Here is a 21,082-nt window from a genome sequence, read left to right as displayed (position 1 = left end):
TGTGGACGACATCGTTTCCAGGTCGGCATTATCGGTCGGTTTACCTTAACAGCCGGTTTATCCAGAGGTTCTCGCCGCCTGCACCATCACCGATGTAGCGTGCCCCCACCGATAACAATATCTCCGGCAGTTGAATCGAATGCCGCTGCCGGAGGGGCGAACCTTAGCCGCGAGGGCGCCTCCGGGGGCGGCGCCGTCATCAGGGACCTCCCCTAGAGCAGCGCCGGGCTGTCGCTGTCGCCTTCGATCAGCTCAAGCGGCAGCACCTTGCGGACCACGCCCAGCGGATACTGTTCGGCATAGGCGGGCATGGTGGCCAGCAGAGACTCGGCCAATTGAATGCCCAGTTCGCGCAGCGATAGATAAAAGCAGGTCAGCTTGGGGTTGAGATACTGCGCATTGGTGCTGTGCCGGCCGATGATGGCGAAATCAGCGCCTGGTCGAATGCCGCAGTCGTACAGCCCTCGATAGAGCCCCACCGTCAGCATCTCGTTGGTCAGGATGAAGCCGGTTGGCCGGTGGTCGGCGGGCATGGCAGCGATGCGCTCGCCCATCTCGTGGCCGCCGCGATCGTTCGGATTGGTACGGAAGATCAGGTCTGGATCAAAGGGGATGCCGTGTCGCTTCAAGGCGTCCCGATAACTGTCAATAAAGACGTAGCCGAGGTTGGTATCATCGTTGGGTGCGAATGCGCCGATACGGCGGTGCCCGCGCGCAACCAGGCGATCAACAGCCGTTTGAGCCATGCCCTCGAAATCCAGGTCCAGCCAGGGATGGCCCACATCGGTAAGGCTGCGCCCCAGCGCGATGAAGGGAATTTTCCGCTGGGAGAGAAACTCGATGCGGTGATCGTGCCGCTTGGTGGCCGAAATGATCAGGGCATCGGCAAATCCACGGGCGACGACGCGCTGAAGATAGGCGTCCGGATCCTCCTCCGACGAGCAGAGCAGGACCACCAGATCGAGCTGATGGCGAGCGCACACGGTCTGCACGCCATCGAAGACGCTCATAAAGAAGACGTCGCCTTCACCCGTGATTTGCGAGCCGGTTTGCATCATGAAGCCGACGACGCCGGTGGACCCCTTGCGCAGGGCGCGGCCTGCCTGATTGGGCACATAGCCCATGGCGGTGGCGGCCTCCAGCACACGCTGACGGGTCTGCTCGTTGACGTCGGGCTTGCCATTGAGCGCGCGAGAGACGGTGCCGATTGAGATATCGAGGTCTTTTGCTAAGCGCCTGATACCCTTCATGATTTCGACATTCCGCCATCCTTCACGAAGCCCTTTTTGGGGCGATTCTTGATCATTCAATGAACCCGGATTGCTGCCATTGCAAGCGGGGCTTGCCCACAAGCACGGGCGACTTCCAGAAACGTTTACGAAAGCTATTGACTCCGCAACAACTCCACATCTAGTCTCGTAAACGTTTACGGAGCAAGCGCAAACAGTTTCCACGAGAAGATGGAACGACCGCGCCCTGCTCAGGGAGGATTTCGTTTTGACGTTCAAGGCCGTACTGGCGGGTTGCGGAAGCATGTCCAAGGGGTGGTTGTCGGCGATTGCTGAACATCCGCTGCTCAAGGGCAGGGTCGAGGTTGTCGGGCTCGTGGATCTCCACCTGCCGACGGCCGAGGCACGCGCTGCCGAGTTCGGGCTGAGCCATGCCGTAATCGGCACCGACCTCGATGCGGTCCTCACTGCAACCAAGCCCGACCTGCTGTTCGATGTCGTGGTGCCGTCGGCCCGGGAGGGTGTCGTAGCGACAGGCCTGCTTCACGGTTGCCACGTGCTGAGCGAGAAGCCGATGGCGGCGAGCCTCGAAGCCGGACGGGCGTTGATCGCGCAGGCCAATGCCGCCGGACGCGTCCATGCCGTGGTACAGAACCGGCGTTTCATCGCCGGGGTCCGCCGTATCCGCCGGTTGATCGAGAGCGGCGCGCTGGGCGATGTCACGGCGCTGCATTGCGATTTCTTCATCGGCGCGCATTTCGGCGGCTTCCGTGAAGAGATGGAACATGTGCTGCTGCTGGACATGGCGATCCACACTCTGGACGCGGCGCGGTTCATGGCTGGGGTAGCGCCCAAGGCGGTTTATTGCCTCGAAAACAATCCGCGCGGTTCCTGGTACGCGCATGGCGCCGCAGCCAATGCGATCTTCGAATTTGATGACGGCGTGGTGTTCAACTATCGCGGCTCCTGGTGTGCCGAAGGCGCCAATACAAGCTGGGAAAGCGCCTGGCGCATCGTCGGCACCAGGGGCACGCTGACCTGGGACGGTGAAGAGGCATTCGAGGCCAAGGCGGTGGCCGGCGACACGGGCTTCTTCCGAGAGCTCGAGACTATCGAGGTGCCGGCGCCGGCCGATATCGACCAGACCCATGGCCATGCCAGCGTCATCGCCGAATTCCTCGACGCCATCGAGGAGGGCAGGCCGCCCGAAACGGCCAGCAACGACAATATCAATAGCCTGGCCATGGTGTTCGCCGCGATCGAAAGCGCCAGGACCGGCCAGCGCGTCCTCATTGCAGTCTAGGAATTACCCGTGAGCAACCCAGCCAAATCCATCCGCATCGGCACCATGATCCAGGCGACGTCCGGCCAGGCGGCAGAGAACATCGCTGCCATCGCCGATCTGGGCTTTGAGAGCTTCGAGCCGTTCTTCTGGCAGACAACCAATGGGCAGGACCTGGCAGAGCTCGGCAAGCGCTCGCTTGATGCCATCGGCAATCGCGACATCACCATCTCGACCCTGGGCATGTTCGGCAATCCGCTGGAAGACCAGGAGATGGACCGCCAGACCCTGCAGGGCTGGAAGGACTGCATCGACAATGCGCATCATTTCGGCGCGACCTGCGTTGCTGGCTTCACCGGCCGCGTGCGCAACAAGCCGCTGACCGACAGCCTGCCGCGCTACAAGCAAGTCTGGAGCGACCTGGCCAAGCGTGCGGCGGACAAGGGTATCAAGATCGCCTTCGAGAACTGCGCCATGGATGGCAACTGGCAGACCGGCGACTGGAATATCGCGCACAATCCCGACGCCTGGGAGCTGATCTTCAACGAGACGCCGGATGACAATATCGGGCTCGAATGGGAGCCCTGCCACCAGATGGTCTACCTGATCGATCCCATGCCGCAGATCCGCAAATGGGCGCACAAATTCTTCCATGTGCACGGCAAGGACGCGACGATCCGCTGGGAGGTCATCAAAGAGCACGGTGTGTTCGGCAAGGAGCCTTTCGTGTTCATGCGGACGCCGGGTTTTGGCGACAGCAACTGGACCGACGTGATCTCCGAACTGCGGCTGGCGGGCTACGAGGGCTCCATCGACATCGAAGGCTGGCATGACCCGGTCTATCGCGGCGACCTCGAAATGACCGGCCAGGTCGCCGGCCTCAACTATCTCAAACGCGCCCGCGGCGGCGACTACGTCGATCACAACTCGCTCTATGCGGGCGGCGATCCGTCGCTGGCGCGCAACTGAGGCAGAACCGCGGGCCTACATGCCCGCGGCAAGAACTAAACTGAATTCCACGGCCCGCCGGGAGGGCAGGCCGATGGTTTTGCGGATGGTCCGCACTGTTGGGAGGAAACCAAAATGAGACTATCGAGACTTGCCTTCCTCGCAACGCTGGCACTTTCCAGCGCTGCGATCTTCACACTTCCCGCCGCCGCCCAGGTCACTCTCAAGATGTGGTCCATCGACGGCGACAACGGGCTCTACACCAAGCTCGTGGAGGACTTCAACGCCTCCCAGAGCGACATTGTCGTCGAGGGCCGGCTGGTGCCGTTCGATGATCTGGTGAACGAGGCCCTCAAGGCCTTCGCCACCGGCCAGGCGCCCGATATCATCTCGCTCGACAACCCCGATTTCGCGCTGTTCTCGTCGCGCGGGGCGATGCTCGACATCACCGACCGGGTCGCAAACTCCGAAGTGATCGACACCAGCGTCTACTATGAAGGCCCGCTGGCTTCGGCGTCGTGGGACGGCAAGCTTTACGGCCTGCCCAAGGCGACCAACACCATCGCGCTATTCTACAACAAGGACCTGTTCGCCAAGGCAGGCATCACCGAGCCACCCCAGACCTGGGACGAACTGCTCGAGGACGCGCGCAAGCTCAACGACCCAGCCAACAATGTCTACGGCATCACCTTTTCGGCACGTGCCGGCGAAGAAGGCACGTTCCAGTTCCTGCCATGGGTGCAGATGGGCGGCGGGTCGTTCAAGGAAGTGAATACGCCCGGTGCGGTCAAGGCGCTTGAGATCTGGAAGACCCTGATCGACGAGAAGCTCGCCTCGCAGGACGTGCTGAGCCAGGGCCAGTGGGATTCCACCGGCACGTTCAACGCCGGCAACGCCGCCATGGCCATTTCCGGTCCGTGGGAGCTGGGCCGCATGGCGACCGATGCCAAGTTCGACTGGGGTGTTGCCCTGCTGCCCACTGAAACCGAAGGCGGCCCCCGCTCCTCGGCCATGGGCGACTTCAACCTGGGTATCTTCGCCAGCTCGCAGCACCCGGACGAGGCCTTCAAGGTCATCGAATACTTCGCGTCGCAGAGCGATCGCCTGTTCCCGGAATTCTCCAACATTCCGCCGCGCAGCGACGTCCCGCTGCCGCCCACTGGGGATGCCCGTACCGACGCGGCTCTCAAAGTGTTCCAGGAGCAGCTGCAATACGCCCAGCCGCGCGGTCCGCACCCTGAATGGCAGAAGATCTCCAAGGCGATCTACGATGCCTTCCAGGCGGCAATGACCGGCCAGATGTCGGCCAAGGATGCGCTCGACCAGGCGCAGGCTACCATCAAGGGCATTGTGGGCTAATTTTTCCTCCCTGACTGGGCCGGCCGGAGCAATCCGGCCGGTCATATCGAATCTTCCGCGGAGGGGTCATGTCCCGGTTCTTCAACAGCCTGCGCGATGGCGTCGGGTTCGACCTGGTCCTGGTCGGTGCAGCCCTGCTGTTCCTGCTGGCGCTGGCAGGTCTGCCGCTGCTCTATAACGTGCTGATGAGCTTCCAGCAGGTGGACATGTTCACCCTTGGAACGCTGATCCGGCCATGGGCTGGGTTCACCAACTATATCGACGTGGTGCAGCAGCCCGAATTCTGGCTGGTGACCAGGAACACCCTGATCTTCGTGTTCGCGTCGATGGCCGGGCAGTTCGTGCTGGGCTTTGCGTTAGCCCTCTTCTTCGCGCAGAATTTTCCGGGCGCCGCGACCATTCGCGGGCTGTTCCTGGTGAGCTGGGTGATGCCGGGCCTGGTGGTGGGCGCGATCTGGAGCTGGATCCTGGCAGGCGATTTCGGCGTGCTCAACACGATCCTCAAGTCACTTGGGCTGATCCAGGGCACAGTGTTCTGGAAATCGGACCCGAACTTTTCCATCTGGGCGGTGGTCATCGCCAATATCTGGCTGGGCCTGGCCTTCAACATGCTGCTGCTGTCGGTGGGCCTGGCCGCCATTCCGCGCGACCTCTATGAGGCGGCAGAACTCGATGGCGCCAACGCTTTCCAGCGCTTCTGGACGATCACGCTGCCGATGATGCGTTCCACGATCGGCGCGGTGCTGTCGCTTGGGCTGATCGGCACGCTGCAACAGTTCGACCTGTTTCCGGCGATTACCGAAGGCGGGCCGGCCAACACGTCGACAGTTGCCGGCTACTGGTCGTGGCAGATGAGCTTCCAGCTTTACGACTTTGCCAAGGGCGCAACGATTTCGGTGATGATGTTCCTGCTCGTGCTGTTTGCTTCGGTGATCTATGTGCGTTCCACTCGCCACGAGGTGCGCGGATGACCCGGCCTTATGTTCCATGGTTGCTGCTCGCGGTGGCGCTGGCCCTGGCGGCGGTCTACCTGTTTCCGCTCTACTGGATGTACGTGACCAGCCTCAAATCGGCCTCGGAAATCTACGCCAACCCGCCGACCTTCTGGCCGATCGCACCCGATACGAGCATCTACCCGCAGGTGTGGTTTGGGCGGACCATGCCGACCTTCCTGTGGAACTCGGTGGTCATCGCTTCGGGCGTCACGGCCATCACAGTGATCCTGGGCACGGGCTGCGCCTATGTGCTGGCGCGCTATCGCAGCGTCTGGGTCGATATCGGGCTATTCCTGATCCTGATGCTGCAGGTGCTGCCGGCCTCGGTGATGATCACGCCGCTCTTTGTGGGCTTCAACCAGCTTGGGTTGCTGCACTTTCCGCGCACGGCGGTGGTGCTGGCGGCGGCGGCCAAATCGATGCCCTTTTTCGTGGTGCTGGTGCGGGCGACGTTCATGAGTGTGCCGCGTGAGCTTGAAGAGGCGGCGCTGGTCGACGGCAATTCGCGCGTCGGGGCATTCTTCTCGATCGTGCTGCCGCTGGCGCGCAACGGCATCCTGGTCTGTGCCATCCTCACCTTCATGAGTGCGTTCGGCGAATTCATCTATTCCAAGTCCATCATCCAGGAAACGGCCCTGCAGCCGGCCAGCGTCGGGTTGTCGGGCTTCTTGGGACCGAACTCGTCCGACTGGAACTCCATCATGGCCTATTCGGCGATCTATGTGACGCCAATCCTGGCCGTCTTCGTCATTCTGCAGCGCCGTATCGTCTCCGGCCTTACTTCGGGAGCCCTCAAATGAGTGCACAGATCGAGCTCAGCAATATCGACAAGCATTATGGGGCGTTTCATGCGCTCAAGGATGTGAGCCTTTCGATCGAGAAGGGGACATTCGTGGCCCTGGTCGGACCCTCAGGCTGCGGAAAATCGACGCTCCTGCGATCCATTGCCGGCCTCGAGACCATCACCTCAGGCTCGCTCAAGATCGCGGGCGAGACGATGACCGGCGTGCCGCCGCGCAAGCGCGACGTCGCCATGGTGTTCCAGAGCTATGCGCTCTATCCACACATGACGGTGGAGGAAAACCTCACCTACTCGCTACGCCTGCATGGCGTCGGCAAGGCGGAGGCCAAGGCCAAGGCGGGGGATGTAGCGGCGACCATCGGCCTTTCCGCGCTGCTTCACCGCTATCCGCGCGAGCTGTCGGGCGGGCAGCGGCAACGCGTAGCCATGGGCCGGGCCATCATCCGCAACCCCAAGGCTTTCCTGTTTGACGAACCGCTGTCCAATCTCGACGCCGCGCTTCGCGTGCATATGCGCAAGGAGATCCGCGCCCTGCACGATCGGCTGGGTGCCACCTCGGTCTATGTGACGCATGACCAGGTTGAGGCCATGACCATGGCCGACCATGTCGTGGTGATGCGGGACGGCCGTATCGAGCAGCAAGGCGCGCCGCTTGAGCTCTATGATCGGCCGGTGAGCCGGTTCGTTGCCGGCTTCATCGGCTCTCCGGCGATGAACTTCATCGACGCGATCGTCGCCGAGAACGGACATACAGCAGTACTCCAGAACTCGGATGGCGGCACGGTAACGCTGCCGTCACGCCTCGAGCCAGGCCGCGCAATCCTGGTTGGTCTGCGGCCCGAGCATCTGCGCGTGGTTGAGCAACGGGGCACTTTCGAGATCACCGTCGGGGCCATCGAGTCGACCGGCTCCACGACCTACATTTCGTCGTCGGATGATCTCATCACGCTGGTCCAGGCCGACCGTACGTCCATAGCGGTAGGCGACCGCGTGTCGCTGGCCATCCCGGACATCCACGTCCACGTCTTTGACCGCGAGACGGGTCTGCGCATCTGAACCCAGATCGCGCCCTGGCCTAGCGGATCCTCTCGCCTGACAGCGAGAAGAGGCGCATCAGCTCGGGCGCGCACTGCAAATGCAGCTCATCCCCCGCTGCAAAGTCCGCGCCGTCGCGGTGCTCGATGACAATCGGCTGTCCGTCGCCAAGACTCGCATAGATGTAGCGCGTACCACCCAGATATTCGCTGAAATCCACCACCGCCGGCAGAGCATTCGGCCCGGCCGGGCCGACGACGATATGCTCGGGTCGAAGACCCAGAATTGCCGGTTGCGCCTGCTGCGACTGCACCGAAACCGGCAGGGCGTAGCCGGACACCTGTGCCGTACCCTCCTGCGTGAATACGGCATCGAGAAAGTTCATCTTGGGCGAGCCGATAAAGCCGGCGACAAAGCTGTTGGCGGGATCCTCATAGACCTGCCGGGGCGTTCCAACCTGCTCGATCCGCCCGTCGCGCAGCACCACGATCTTGTCAGCCAGGGTCATGGCCTCGGTCTGGTCATGCGTGACATAGACCATGGTATTACCCAGTTCGCGATGCAGGCGCGCGATCTCGATGCGCATCGACACGCGCAGCTCGGCATCGAGATTGCTCAGCGGTTCATCGAACAGAAACACATCGGGTTTGCGCACGATAGCGCGGCCGATGGCAACGCGCTGGCGCTGACCGCCCGAGAGCTGACCGGGGCGCCGTTCGAGCAACGGCTCGATCTTGAGGATGCGCGCCGCGGCATCAACCTGCCGCTCGATCTCGGCCTTGGGCACATTGGCCATCTTGAGGCCGAAGCCGAGATTGTCGCGCACGCTCATATGGGGATAAAGCGCATAGGACTGGAACACCATGGCGATGCCGCGCTGTGACGGATCGAGGTCGGTGACATCCCGGCCGCCGATGGAGATTTCTCCGTCCGTCACCTCTTCGAGCCCCGCAATCATCCGCAGCAGCGTGGATTTTCCGCAGCCGGACGGACCGACGAAAACCACGAACTCGCCGGCGGCAATATCCAGGTCGACCCCATGGATCACCTCCATATTGCCGAAGCTCTTGTGCACCTGGCGTAGCGCCATGCCGGTCGTGTTAGCCATGTGCGCTACTCCTGACGCTGGCGGAGCCAGACGAGCATCTCGCCCGGCGCCCGATTGTCCCACAGATGATAGGGTACGAGGCGGGCCGTCTCCGGGGCGGTGTCGGGCGCCTTCTCGGCATAAAGCGCATCGCCCCAGCTCTCTGCCTGCTCGCGCAATACCGGCACATCGATGGCGATGGCGCCCCGCAGATCGGGAATGACCGCCGTCTGCGCCTTGCCCAGGCCATTGTTGAGCAGGATCGAGTTGAGTGCCCCGCCATTGTCCACGCCCTCAAGGCAATAGACCAGCGGACCGCGCATGATGGCAACACGCCCGGCATCCTGCCGCACCGAAGGATGGGCGCGCAGTGCCCGCGGCTCCAGCGGCAGGGTCAGTGCCATTGTATCGCCTTGGCTCCACTCCCGCTCGATGCGGGCATAGCCATCCTTCGCCAGACCTTCCAGCGCGACAGGCTGCCCATTGATGGCTAGCTTCGCGCCTCGGGCCCAGCCCGGAATGCGCAGCGACACCGCAAAACGTGCCGGAGCTTCGGGATTGACCGTGATCTTGATATCGCCCGACCATGGATAGTCGGTTTCCTGTGTCAGGGTGAATTTGGCCCCATTCGCCAGCTCCACCCGCGCCTCGCTCGCGCAATAAAGATGCACGGCGATTTCATCGTCCGCCACCGCGTAAGCATAGGAACCCAGCGAGGTCACCAGCCGCGCGATATTGGGCGGGCAGCACGGGCATGGATGCCAGGTCCAGCGATGGTGATCGCCGGTGCTTTCGAGCGGGTTGTCATAGAAGAAGGTCTTGCCATCGGTCGACAGCCCGGTAATGGCGCCATTGTAGAGCGCCTGTTCCATCGTGTCGGCATAGCGCCGGTTTGGCCCGCGGCCGAGCATGCGCGACGCCCAGAACACCAGGCCAACCGAGGCGCAGGTTTCTGCGTAGGCCGTGTCATTGGGCAGGTCGTAATAGTCGGTAAAGCCTTCATTGGACTCCGCCGGGCCGATGCCGCCGGTAATATACATCTGCTTCTGCGTCAGATCCGCCCACAGCGTCTCGAGCGCCTGGGTCAGGCTGTCGTCGTGGTACTCGGTCGCGACATCGGCCATGGCCGAATAGAGATACATGGCCCGTACAGCATGGCCGACCACCTTGGTCTGTTCGCGCACCGGCAGGTGCGACTGGTTGTATTCGAGCGTCTTCTTCTGCACGCCCTTGGGGTCGCGCCCCTGGGCGATCGCTTCCTCGATGAAGAAATTCGGCTCCTGGCCGCGCTCGTCGACAAAGAACTTGGCAAGATCGAGGTATTCCTGCTTGCCGGTGGCGCGCGCGAGCCTGACCAGCGCCAGTTCCACCTCCTCGTGCCCGCAATAGCCGCGCACCTGGCCCGGTCCGCGCCCGAACTTCTTCACCATATAGTCGGCCATGCGGCACATGACGTCGAGAAACTTGCGCTTGCCGGTTGCCTGGTAATAGGCCACCGCGCCTTCCATCATGTGGCCGGCGCAATAAAGCTCATGGAAGTCGCGCAGATTGGTCCACTTCCATTCCGGCCTGACGCGCTGGAAGAAGGAATTGAGATAGCCGTCAGGCTCCTGCAATTTCTCGTACAGGTCGATGATGGCATCGGCCCGCGCCTCGAGCGCCGGATTGGGCTTGCGATACAGCGAATAGGCAATCGTCTCAATCGATTTGCCAAGGTCGCTGTCCCAGAACATCTGCGGCGTGCCCAGCCAGTGAATGATGGGGATGACAATACCCGGGCTGGGCACGTCCGGGTTCACCTGTTCGAGCATGCGCGCCTCGACACAGCGGTCCAGCAGCGCCGCCGCCGTGTGATCACAGACGGCGTCCTGCCACGCGCCCCAATAGCCGCCAATGGTGACGGATGGCACGGGCAGCGGACGGAATTGACGGTTTTGGGTAGTCGCCATTTGAATAGTCCCGAGTTGAGAGATTACTTGACCGCGCCGGCCATCAGCCCGCGCATGTAGTAGCGTTGCAGCAGGAGGAAGATGATGAGGCATGGGATGGTCATGACCATCACGCCCGCCTCCACCGCCCCCCAGTTGATGGCCCCGAGCCGTCCCGCCCGCACGGCGGTCATCAGCACCGGCAGGGTGTATTTGTCATTGTCCGACAGCAGGATCAGGGCCGCGAGGAACTCGTTCCAGGCATTAAGAAACGCAAAGATCGCCACCGTCGCCACGCCGGGCATGACCAACGGCAGCAGCACCCGGACCAAGAGCTTGATATCGCGCGCGCCGTCGATGCGCGCCGCCTCCTCGATCTCGCGCGGCACCGCGTCGAAGGCATTGCGCATCATGAAGACCGAGAAAGGCAGCTGCAGGGTGACATAGACCAGCATCAGCCCGAGCAGCGAATTGTTGAGCCCCAGCCGCGCCAGGATGATGAAAAGCGGCGTGAGGATCGACTGGAACGGGATCATCAGGGTCGCGATGATCAGGATGAACAGCACGTTCTTGAGCGGAAAGCGGTAGCGCGAGAAGCCATAGCCGGCGAGCAGCGAAACCACGACCGTCAGCACCACTGTCCCCAGCGACACCAGCAGCGAATTGAACGTGTGCTGCCAGATGCCCGAACCGAATGTGTTCAGCGTGGCATAGGAGTCAAAGCTGATGCCGCTGGTCGGCCAGGGCGGTAGCGGCGGGGACTGCGCCTCGGTGCCGCGCCGCAGCGAAGCCAACCCCGCCCAGAAGAATGGCGCGAGGAAAAAGAGACCGGCGATTACCCCGAAGCCGTGATAGCCCACCCCGCCCCAGAGCTTGCGCCGGGCACGCACCTGCTTGACCGTCGCGCTCATTTCTCGTCCCCCACGCGCAGCAGCCACAGCTGCACCACGCTCAGCGCCACCAGGATGCCCAGCAGCACGATGGACAAAGCCGAGCCGTAGCCGAGCTGGAACGACACGAAGGACTGGTTGAAGATATAGTAGACCACCGAGATCATGCGGTTCTGCGGCCCGCCGCTGGTCATGATGTAGAACTGATCGAATGCCAGCACCGAGCCCGTCACCGACAGGATCAGCGCCAGGGCGATGGTGCGCCGCATCAACGGCAGCGTGAGGTGGCGGAAACGCTGCCAGCGCCCCGCTCCATCGATCCGCGCCGCTTCGGTCAGATCCGCGGGGATCGACTGCAGGCCGGTGAGCAGGATGATCATGGTAAAGCCGACGATCTTCCACACCACCATGACCACGATGGTGAGGAATGCATTGTCGAACGTGGCCAGCAGATTGGCGCTGCGGCCCGTAACGCCCAGCATGCGCAGCACCGGGCTGAACAGCCCGCTATCGACATTGGCCAGCCACACCCAGAGCAGCGAGGCCGTCGCCAGGCCCACCACCACCGGCATGAAGAAGATGGTGCGATACACCTCCACCCCCCGCCGCTGCCGTTCGACGAACAGCGCCAGCGGGAAGGCAATGGCAAAGATGACGATGGTGACGATCAACGTATAGTAGGCAGTGAAACTGAGCGCTGACAGGAACCGGGTGTCCGTCAGCATGCGGACATAGTTCTGCAGGCCGATCCAGTTCGACTGACCCAGCAGCGGCCAGTTGTGGAAGCTCATCCACACCGTGAACAGCACCGGCACGACGAAGAACACCGTCACCAGCACAATGGCAGGCATGACATAGAGCAGGCCCTGCCATTGGCGCCCAAACCGCGGGCGACGCCGCGCACGTGTAGCAGCGGGGGCGAGAGTGACCGCCAAGATAGACATAAGTGAACTCCGAACCAGCTGGATGCCGGGAGGCCGATCAGGCCTCCCGGCGGCTTCCCATCAGGGCGCGTTGTCGATGATCGACTGCATTTCGGCCTGCGCATTGGCGAAGGCGCCATCCACGTCGTCGCCATAGATGGCGGCATTGGTGAACGTGGCCCACGGCCCGTTGGCGCTGTTGATCAGGTCGTTGAACAGCAGCGTATAGGGCGTCTTGGCCACGGCGATCGCATCCACCGCCACCTGCAGGCGCGGATCGAGACCCGCCAGCGTTTCCGCCGCGATATCCGAACGGGTCGGCAGCGAACCGTTCTGGGCCAGGATCTTCTGCCCCTCGGGCGAATAGGCGAACTCGATGAACTCCTGCACCGCTGCCAGGCGCGGCGTATCCTTGGTGACGACGATATTGTCGCCGCCGGCAAAGGACGATGCGCCGCTTTCGATGCCCGGAATCAGGGTCACCCCGAAGTCGATCTCCGGATAATCGTTCACTAGCGTACCAATGGCGAAGGCGCCCAGGCTCTGGTGGCCAATCTTGCCACTGGTGAAGCTGAGGAAATTGACGCCGTTGTCGGTTGTCGAGCTTTCCGGCACCAGGTCCTTTTCCACCATCGAGCGGTAAGCCTCGACGGCGGCCCGCATCTGCGGCGTGTCCAGCGTCGCCGTCTTGCCATCCTCGGACAGGATGTCTACGCCCGACGCCCAGACCAGCGGGGTAAAGGTGAAGATCATGCAACCGCCGCAGGAGCCGCCAGAGAAGTAGAAGCCATAATTGTCCCCGCCCAGGGCGCGGATGGCTTCGCCATTGGCTTCGACTTCCGCCCAGTTGGCCGGCGCCTTTTCCGGATCGAGCCCGGCCTGTTCATAAAGCCCCTTGTTCCAGGCCAGAACCGAGGTCTCCACCAGCAGCGGCAGGCCATAAATCCTGTCTTCATAAGTGCCCAGCGCAACATGGGAGGGCGACAGGCTCTCGAAATAGTCGAGCCCGGAGGCCCAGTCGGTCAGGTCCTGCAACTGCCCGGCCGCAGCGAAGGCCGGGGTATAGATCAGGTCGAGCGACAGCGCATCGGGCGCCTGGCCGCCGGCAATGGCGGTGGCATATTTCTGCACCAGCTCGGCGAACGGGACTTCCGTCAGCTCGATCTGGTTCTCGTGGCTGCCATTGTAGGCGTCGGCCAGCGAGGTGAACGCCGTGCCGATGCCGGTGCGCACCCACATGTTGATGGTCTCCTGTGCCGATGCCGTCGACACCAGGCACAGCGTCGCGACCGATGTCGCGGCGAGCAGTTTACGGATCATTTCAGTTCCTCCCTTGGGCCAATCCTCCATCGGCCCGGTTGCATTATCCGGGGGGTATGCCCCCACAGGATTGTCGAACCACAAGCTGGCAAGGCAGCTTGCGGATTCCGGGCTCGACGGCTTGTCCCCCCGCCAAAGCCAGAATGAGACGGCCAGCTTCCCGGCCGAGTTGTTTGAGATTCATGTCCACCGTGGTCAGCGGCGGTCGCGTCGCCGCCGCGACGATTTCCCAATTGTCGAAGCCGACCACCGAGACATCTTCGGGCACCCGCAGACCGCGCTCGCGCAGGGCATCGACCACCCCGCGAGCGATCTGGTCATTGCCGCAGAAAATGGCATCGGGCGTCTCGTCGGGAGTGCTCCAGAGCTTGCCGACCGCCTCATGCCCCCAGGCCTCCGACCATGGGCCATGCAGCACCTGCCCGCCGGCGCCCACGACCTCGCGATAGGCATTGGCACGCTCGGCAACGGAGACGAAGCTCTCGGGACCGGTGACATGCACCACCCGCTTGCGTCCCAGCCCCACCAGCCAACGCACCGCCTCCCGCGAGCCCTGCGCATCGTCCGAAACCAGCGTCACCGCATCCTCAGGTCCGCTGGTGAAGGCATAGACCACCGGGATCGGCAGGTTCGACAGATCGACCGGCAGCCGCCGGTCGATCCGTTTGCCCGAAGCAATGATGCCATCCACCTGCTTGTCGAGCATGGCATCGACATGCACCTTGGCCAAAGCCGGATCATCCTCGATGGTGCAGAGGAAAACCGACACACCCTGATCGACCAAGGCCTCCGACACCCCCGCCATCAACGGCAACGTGAAGCGACCATAGGTATCGTTCGTGAGCAGCCCAACCGTGAAGCTCCGGTTGCTCAGCAGCGCCCGTGCCATGGCATTGGGACGAAAGCCCATTTCCGTAGCCACGCGTTTGACGCGTTCGCGGGTCTCTTCCGTCATTCGGCCCGTGTCATTCAGCGCCTTGGAAGCCGTCGCAATGCTGACGCCCGCAGCATTCGCCACGTCATAAATGCGGATACGGCCAGGTTTGAGAATGTTCACGTGTCGTCCGAGAAAAGGTTTTCTCAACTAGGTAAAACCTTTTCTCAGCGACCGTCAAGACCCTCCGGGCGGATGCGCCCGCTAAACGTGCCTGCCGGATTGGTGTCAGGCCGAAGCGCGCCGGGTGATCTCGAAGCCCACATTGTAGATCGCTTCGACATCGGCACGATTATCGAACCGGTCCAGCAGCGCATTCGCTGCGGCGCGACCAAGCACATCGCGGTCGACGCGGATGCTGGTCAGGGTGGGATCAAGATGGGCCGCGAACTCCTGATCACCGAATCCGATCACCGCCACATCGCTAGGCACCGCAAGGCCACGCGAGCCGGCCTCGACCAGAACACCCTGCGCAAACTGGTCGGAACTGCAGAATACGACGCAGCCGCGCGCCATGCCCCGGTCCAACAGGTCCACCAGGGCCTGCCGCCCTGCCCCCAATGTTGCCGTGCTGTCAAAGTCGACGCCCATGATATCCGCGCCGCTGAGCTTGCGGAAGCGATCGACAAAGCCATTGCGGCGACGAATGGCACGCTCGTCGCCCGCCGTGACGGTCGCGGCATGCCGATAGCCCGCAGCATGAGCAAACTCGGCCGCCGCCGCGCCGGCCTCGCTATGCGAAAAACCGACACAGCAATCGATGGGCGTGTCGGTGACATCCCACACCTCCACCACGGGAATGCCAGCGCCCAGCAACAGGCGCCGCGCACCCGCACTGTGATGGATACCCGTGAGCAGAATGGCGTCCGGACGACGGGACAGATGCGCGCTGATGGCCGCCTCCTCCCGCTCCGGATCGAAACCGGTCTCGGAGAGCATGAGCTGGTAGCCGTGACCCAGCATGATGTTTGAGAACGCATGCAGCATACTGGCATAGACGATGTTGGTGACCGACGGGACCAGGGCGGAGATGAGCCTGCTCTTGCTCGACGCCAGCGCCCCGGCCACCGCATTGGGGACGAAGCCGGTCATTCTTATCGCTTCGCGAATGCGCTCGAGCGTCTCCGGCGACACCTTGGCGGGAGCCGACAGCGCCCGCGAAACGGTCACCTGCGACACCCCGGCCAGTCGGCCGATATCGGCCATGGTGACATTGCCGGCCGAAGCGCGGCGACCGGTCCCCGGCTCTCTGACCCGGCTATTCATGCGACAGTCAAACTCCCTGCGTCCCCGTGCCTATACCTCGCGACGCCGTTCCGCACCACCACTGCACGATCGAACCCTTGGTGAATGCGTATCCATCATCATCCATTGCCCAGGGTCAGTCCGTCAACCCGCCTTGCGATCAACGTCATTAGCATGAACCCAAGTGGCTCCGGCGACGTTGACAGCCCACAATGTTAGCGCATACATAGCTCAGCAACTGAGGCCTGTTATGACCACAAACCAGCGCAAATCCGCCGAATCCCTGCGCTCCGCCCGCTGGTTTGCCCCTGATGACCTGCGCACCTTCGGTCATCGCTCCCGCCTGGCACAGCTCGGCTATGACGAGGCGGATTATGCCCGAAAGCCGGTCATCGGCGTTCTCACCACCTGGTCCGAGCTCAATGCCTGTCACGGGCACTTCCCGGAGCGCCTGCAGGACGTCAAGCGCGGCGTAGCACAGGCCGGGGGTTTCGCGGTCGCCATGCCATCGCTGTCGGTGGACGAAAGCTTCACCAAGCCCACCTCCATGCTCTATCGCAACATGCTGGCCATGGAGGTCGAGGAGATGATCCGCTCCCACCCCCTCGATGGCGTCGTGCTGATGGGTGGCTGCGACAAGACTACGCCCGGGCTGGTGATGGGCGCCATCACCGCGGGCGTCCCGATGATCTATCTGCCGGCCGGCCCGATGTTGCGGGGCCACCATGCCGGCACCACCCTCGGCTCAGGCTCCGATGCCTGGAAATACTGGGACGAACGCCGCGCCGGCAACGTCTCCGATGAGCAATGGCGCGGGCTGCAGAGCGGCATCGCCCGTTCGGCCGGCGTCTGCATGACTATGGGCACGGCTTCGACCATGACGGCGATCACCGATGCCATGGGGCTCACCCTGCCCGGCGCCTCATCGATTCCGGCGGTGGATTCCAGTCATATGCGCATGTCCGCCGCCTGCGGCCGCCGCATCGTCGACATGGTCTGGGAGGATTTGACGCCCGACCGCATCGTCACCGACGCATCTATCCGCAACGCCGCCATCGTCGCCATGGCCACCGGCTGCTCGACCAATGCCGTGGTCCACCTGATCGCCATGGCGCGCCGCGCCGGGGTGGAACTCACCCTCGATGACCTGGATGCGCTGGGCCGTGTCACGCCCCTCCTCGCCAATGTCCGCCCCTCGGGCAAGGACTATCTGATGGAGGATTTCTACTATGCCGGCGGCCTGCTGGGCCTCATGAAACAGATCGCCGATCGCCTGGACACCTCCTGCCTCACCGTGACCGGACAGACTCTGGGCGAGGGCATCAAGGACGCGCAGGTCCACAATGACGATGTCATCCGACCGCTCTCCAACCCGGTCTATCACGAGGGCTCGCTGGCCGTGCTGCGCGGCAATCTCTGCCCGGACGGCGCCGTCATCAAGCCGGCCGCTTGCGACGCCCGCTTCCACCTCCACCAGGGACCGGCACTGGTCTTCGACAGCTATCCGGAGATGAAAAACGCCATCGATGACGAGAACCTCGCCGTCACGCCCGACCATGTCCTGGTGCTGCGCAATGCCGGCCCGCAGGGTGGCCCGGGCTTTCCCGAATGGGGCATGCTCCCGATCCCCAAGGCGCTGATCAAGCGGGGCCATCGCGACATGCTGCGCATTTCCGATGCCCGCATGTCGGGCACCTCCTACGGCGCCTGCGTGCTGCATGTGGCGCCCGAATCCTATATCGGCGGGCCGCTGGCCCTGCTGCGCACCGGCGATATCGTACGGCTGGACCTGCCCAATCGCAGGCTGGATATGCTGGTCGAGGCCGATGAGATCGAGCGTCGCCGTGCCGCATGGACGCCGCCCCCGCCCCACTACGAGCGCGGCTGGGGCTGGATGTATTCGCGCCATGTCACCCAGGCCGACAAGGGCTGCGACTTTGACTTCCTGGAACGCGATTTCGGCCGCACGGCCGGCGAACCCGACATCTACTGAGGCGATATTGATGACCCAAACGCTGGACGAGGCGCTGACCGGCATTTCCGGAATCCTGGTGACACCCTACGACGCGGATGGCGACGTCGCCCCGGCGCGCCTCGCCCCGATCCTCGACCGCGCCCTCGCCGCCGGCCTCCACATGCCGGTGGTCAACGGCAATACCGGCGAGTTCTACGCCCTGACCACCGAGGAAGCCTGCACCATGGTCCGCGCCGTCGTGGACCTCGTGGCCGGTCGCGCCCCCGTCCTGGCGGGCGTCGGTCGAGGCATTCGCGACGCCTGCCAGCTGGCGCGGGAATCGGCCAGGGCCGGTGCCACCGCCCTCATGGTGCACCAGCCGCCCGACCCCTTCGTCTCCCCACGCGGCATCGTCGCCTATCTCCAAGCCGTGGCCGATGCCTCGGGCGGCCTGCCGATGATGATCTATCTGCGCAATGACACGATCGGCACTCGCGCCATCGCCGAGCTCTGCGCCGTACCCGGCGTCAAAGGCGTCAAATGGGCCACCCCCAATCCGATGAAGCTGGCCGAGGCCAAGGCCGCCTGCAATCCCTCCATTGTCTGGGTCGGTGGGCTGGCCGAGATCTGGGCGCCGACCTTCTACGCCGTGGGTGCCCGCGGCTTCACCTCCGGCCTGATCAATGTCTGGCCGGAACGCTCCGTGGCGATCCACGCCGCTCTTGAAGCAGGCGACTATGCCGGCGCCAATCGCCTGATCGCCGGCATGAAGGCTTTCGAGGATATCCGGGCCGAAGAAATGAACGGCACCAACGTGACCGGCGTCAAGGCCGCCCTGCTGGCGCTGGGCCGGGATTGCGGCCCCACAAGACCGCCTTCGGCCTGGCCCCTGACGGCCCAGCAGCAGGCAAAGCTCGAAGCCTTTATTGCCGACAACGCCCTCAGCTGAGGGACCATCAATGGGCCTGCGCACGAGGAGCCTTACGTGGACGAAACAACCCGCCAGAAGCTGATGCATGTATCCGTCGCCACCCTGGCGACGGCCTTGTTCAAGCGCGGCCTGCGCAACCAGGTCATTCAGGACGTTCGCCCGATCAAGCCAAAGGGGCGCAACATGGTCGGCCCGGCATTCACCCTGCGATACATCCCGGCGCGCGAAGACCGCAATCAGCTGGCCGAATTTCGCAATCCCGCCCACCCCCAGCGCGTAGCAGTGGAAAGCTGCCCGGCCGGCCATGTGCTAGTCATGGACAGCCGCAAGGACCCTCGCGCGGCCTCTGCCGGCGATATCCTGGTCACCCGCCTGATGGTGCGCGGCGTGGCGGGCGTGGTGACCGATGGCGGATTTCGCGACGCATCGACCATTGGCGACCTCGATATCCCCGCCTACCACAACCGGCCCTCGAGCCCGACCAACCTGACCCTGCATGAGGCGCTCGATCTCAACATCCCCGTAGCCTGCGGCGATGTTGCCGTTTTTCCCGGCGACATCATCGTCGGCGATGCCGACTGCGTCATCGTCATTCCACAACACCTCGCCGACGAGATCGCCGATGAGGCCGTCGAGATGACGGTCTATGAGGATTTCGTGGTCGAACAGGTCAAAGCCGGTGTGCCAATCATCGGGCTCTATCCCGGCACCCGGGAAGAACACGCCCTGGCCTTCGCCAACTGGCGCGCCCAACAGGGCCGGTGACGGCGACGGACGGCGCTCGCGCCATCTCCATGACATGGCCAGGGCTCCAGCAGCCGGCCAGATCAAGCACAACCAAAAAGCAAAAAACCCCCGGTTTCCCGGGGGTTTGAAATGGTAGCGAAGCCCAGATTTGAACTGGGGACACACGGATTATGATTCCGCTGCTCTAACCAACTGAGCTACTCCGCCCCAAGGGGGCGCGCGGGCTTCCCCGGCGATATGCCCTAACTAGGTTTAGCATGCCGCGCTGTCAAGACGCCAATCCGAGATGATTCAACGCCAGATACGCCAGCCTCGCAACCCTCATCGTTCAAAAATCGACACCAGTCTGTTGGTATTGGCCTCCTGCACAAACCGCTCGGGCTGGATTACATCTACCCCAACAGCGGCGCGACCCCGCGCCCATCAGGAGACACCAAAATGACGCTCGAACTCGGAGGCATCCATCACCTCACGGCGGTCACCGCCGAGGCCAAGAAGAACCTCGCATTCTACACCCAGACCCTGGGCATGCGGCTGATCAAGAAGACGGTCAACCAGGACGACACCACCGCCTATCACCTGTTCTATGGTGACGGCGTGGCCTCGCCCGGCGCCGACCTCACCTTCTTCGATTTCCCCGCCGCCCGTGAACAGCGCGGCAACCACACCGTCAGCCGCACAGGCCTGCGCGTCGATAGCGAGGGCAGTCTCAACTGGTGGAAGACCCACCTGCAGGGCCACAATGTCGGCACCAGCGCCATCAAGGAGCGCAATGGCCAGCTCTCGCTCGATTTCGAGGATTTTGAAGGCCAGCGCTTCCGCATGGTGATCGACGCCGCCAACAAGGTCGTGCCCTGGGCCAAGTCGCCCGTGCCGGCCGAGCGCCAGATCATCGGCCTGGGGCCCATCTCCATGGCCGTGCCGCGGCTCGACCGCACCGAAGCCGTGCTGACCCAGGTGATGAACATGCGCAAGGTGCGCGAATACGCCATGACCAGCCACACGCCCGAAACCCACGTCTTTGAAATGGGCCCCGGCGGCCCCGGCGCCGAGCTGCATGTGGTGGTTGACCCCAATGCGCCCCAGGCTCGTCCCGGCGCCGGTGGCGTGCACCACGTCGCCTTCCGCACACCCGATCAGGATGGTCTGCGCCAGTGGATCGAACGGGTGGGCAAGGCCGGCCTGCGCAATAGCGGCGAAGTCGAGCGCTTCTATTTCACCTCGCTCTACTTCCGGGAGCCCAATGGCATCCTGTTCGAGATCGCTACCGATGTCCCCGGCTTCGCCGCCGACGAACCGATGGAAACGCTCGGCGAAAGCCTGGCCCTGCCGCCCTTCCTCGAAAGCCGCCGCGCCAGCATCGAAGCGGGTCTGAAGCCCCTGGTTTAGGCACTTCACCTCTCCCTCTGGGGGAGAGGTCGACCCTCTTGGGTCGGGTGAGCGGGCCTTTCATGACGCGGGGGTGAGGGGAAG

The 21,082-nt window shown here is 63.3% G+C and carries 18 protein-coding genes and 1 tRNA gene; 10 read left to right on the top strand and 9 right to left on the bottom strand.

What is annotated here, in order from left to right; all coding sequences use genetic code 11:
- Positions 1-212: 212 nt before the first annotated feature.
- Positions 213-1,250, bottom strand: a complete 1,038-nt coding sequence (locus V6M52_RS04950) for a LacI family DNA-binding transcriptional regulator (RefSeq protein ID WP_332686623.1) — start codon at positions 1,248-1,250, stop codon at positions 213-215.
- A 247-nt stretch (positions 1,251-1,497) separates the two neighbouring features.
- Here V6M52_RS04950 and V6M52_RS04945 point away from each other — a divergent pair, with 247 nt between their 5' ends.
- The 6 genes from V6M52_RS04945 (at position 1,498) to V6M52_RS04920 (ending at position 7,671) form a co-directional block, all read left to right on the top strand.
- Positions 1,498-2,532 carry a Gfo/Idh/MocA family protein gene (locus tag V6M52_RS04945; RefSeq protein WP_332700050.1) on the top strand — a complete coding sequence of 345 codons (1,035 nt, stop codon included), beginning with the start codon at positions 1,498-1,500 and terminating at the stop codon, positions 2,530-2,532.
- A 9-nt stretch (positions 2,533-2,541) separates the two neighbouring features.
- Positions 2,542-3,480 (top strand): sugar phosphate isomerase/epimerase family protein, encoded by a 939-nt coding sequence (locus tag V6M52_RS04940; RefSeq protein WP_332700047.1) that lies wholly within the window; start codon positions 2,542-2,544, stop codon positions 3,478-3,480.
- 114 nt (positions 3,481-3,594) lie between these two features.
- Positions 3,595-4,818 carry an ABC transporter substrate-binding protein gene (locus V6M52_RS04935; RefSeq protein WP_332688660.1) on the top strand — a complete coding sequence of 408 codons (1,224 nt, stop codon included), beginning with the start codon at positions 3,595-3,597 and terminating at the stop codon, positions 4,816-4,818.
- Between the two features lie 68 nt (positions 4,819-4,886).
- A complete protein-coding gene (locus V6M52_RS04930) occupies positions 4,887-5,789 on the top strand; it encodes a carbohydrate ABC transporter permease (RefSeq protein WP_332688662.1) in 903 nt (300 codons plus the stop codon).
- Positions 5,786-6,613: a carbohydrate ABC transporter permease gene (locus tag V6M52_RS04925; protein ID WP_332688664.1), complete on the top strand. Its 828-nt coding sequence runs from the start codon at positions 5,786-5,788 to the stop codon at positions 6,611-6,613. Before V6M52_RS04930 ends, V6M52_RS04925 begins: the two co-directional genes overlap by 4 nt.
- Complete coding sequence (locus V6M52_RS04920; protein ID WP_332700044.1) at positions 6,610-7,671, top strand: ABC transporter ATP-binding protein; 1,062 nt, start codon at positions 6,610-6,612, stop codon at positions 7,669-7,671. Before V6M52_RS04925 ends, V6M52_RS04920 begins: the two co-directional genes overlap by 4 nt.
- 19 nt (positions 7,672-7,690) lie before the next feature.
- Here the strand turns inward: V6M52_RS04920 and V6M52_RS04915 are convergent, their stop codons facing one another.
- The 7 genes from V6M52_RS04915 to V6M52_RS04885 form a co-directional block, all read right to left on the bottom strand.
- The gene (locus V6M52_RS04915; RefSeq protein WP_332688668.1) at positions 7,691-8,758 is read right to left on the bottom strand and encodes an ABC transporter ATP-binding protein; all 1,068 of its coding nucleotides are present in this window, start codon (positions 8,756-8,758) and stop codon (positions 7,691-7,693) included.
- 5 nt (positions 8,759-8,763) lie between these two features.
- A complete protein-coding gene (locus tag V6M52_RS04910) occupies positions 8,764-10,686 on the bottom strand; it encodes a glycoside hydrolase family 127 protein (protein WP_332700041.1) in 1,923 nt (640 codons plus the stop codon).
- A gap of 23 nt (positions 10,687-10,709) precedes the next feature.
- Positions 10,710-11,576, bottom strand: a complete 867-nt coding sequence (locus tag V6M52_RS04905; protein ID WP_332700038.1) for a carbohydrate ABC transporter permease — start codon at positions 11,574-11,576, stop codon at positions 10,710-10,712.
- Positions 11,573-12,499: a carbohydrate ABC transporter permease gene (locus V6M52_RS04900; protein WP_442881814.1), complete on the bottom strand. Its 927-nt coding sequence runs from the start codon at positions 12,497-12,499 to the stop codon at positions 11,573-11,575. The genes V6M52_RS04905 and V6M52_RS04900 overlap by 4 nt, the downstream gene beginning before the upstream one ends.
- A gap of 60 nt (positions 12,500-12,559) precedes the next feature.
- The gene (locus tag V6M52_RS04895) at positions 12,560-13,798 is read right to left on the bottom strand and encodes an ABC transporter substrate-binding protein (RefSeq protein ID WP_332700035.1); all 1,239 of its coding nucleotides are present in this window, start codon (positions 13,796-13,798) and stop codon (positions 12,560-12,562) included.
- Between the two features lie 43 nt (positions 13,799-13,841).
- Positions 13,842-14,855 (bottom strand): LacI family DNA-binding transcriptional regulator, encoded by a 1,014-nt coding sequence (locus tag V6M52_RS04890; protein WP_332700032.1) that lies wholly within the window; start codon positions 14,853-14,855, stop codon positions 13,842-13,844.
- Positions 14,856-14,960: 105 nt separating this feature from the next.
- Complete coding sequence (locus V6M52_RS04885; RefSeq protein ID WP_332700029.1) at positions 14,961-15,998, bottom strand: LacI family DNA-binding transcriptional regulator; 1,038 nt, start codon at positions 15,996-15,998, stop codon at positions 14,961-14,963.
- A gap of 229 nt (positions 15,999-16,227) precedes the next feature.
- Here V6M52_RS04885 and araD point away from each other — a divergent pair, with 229 nt between their 5' ends.
- From araD to V6M52_RS04870, 3 genes are read left to right on the top strand one after another with little or no spacing between them, the layout of a single operon-like run.
- Positions 16,228-17,970: an L-arabinonate dehydratase gene (araD, locus tag V6M52_RS04880; protein WP_332700026.1), complete on the top strand. Its 1,743-nt coding sequence runs from the start codon at positions 16,228-16,230 to the stop codon at positions 17,968-17,970.
- A 10-nt stretch (positions 17,971-17,980) separates the two neighbouring features.
- Entirely contained in the window at positions 17,981-18,880 is a 900-nt protein-coding gene (locus tag V6M52_RS04875) for a dihydrodipicolinate synthase family protein (RefSeq protein ID WP_332700023.1), read from the top strand.
- Between the two features lie 36 nt (positions 18,881-18,916).
- Positions 18,917-19,627 carry a ribonuclease activity regulator RraA gene (locus tag V6M52_RS04870; RefSeq protein ID WP_332700020.1) on the top strand — a complete coding sequence of 237 codons (711 nt, stop codon included), beginning with the start codon at positions 18,917-18,919 and terminating at the stop codon, positions 19,625-19,627.
- 112 nt (positions 19,628-19,739) lie between these two features.
- Here the strand turns inward: V6M52_RS04870 and V6M52_RS04865 are convergent.
- Positions 19,740-19,816: transfer RNA gene (locus V6M52_RS04865), tRNA-Met, on the bottom strand.
- 231 nt (positions 19,817-20,047) lie between these two features.
- Here V6M52_RS04865 and V6M52_RS04860 point away from each other — a divergent pair.
- The gene (locus tag V6M52_RS04860) at positions 20,048-20,998 is read left to right on the top strand and encodes a ring-cleaving dioxygenase (RefSeq protein WP_332700017.1); all 951 of its coding nucleotides are present in this window, start codon (positions 20,048-20,050) and stop codon (positions 20,996-20,998) included.
- Positions 20,999-21,082: the final 84 nt, after the last annotated feature.

The sequence above is a fragment of the Devosia sp. genome (genome assembly GCF_036676215.1).
Taxonomy (GTDB): Bacteria; Pseudomonadota; Alphaproteobacteria; order Rhizobiales; family Devosiaceae; genus Devosia.
This window is presented reverse-complemented; position numbering and strand designations above follow the sequence as displayed.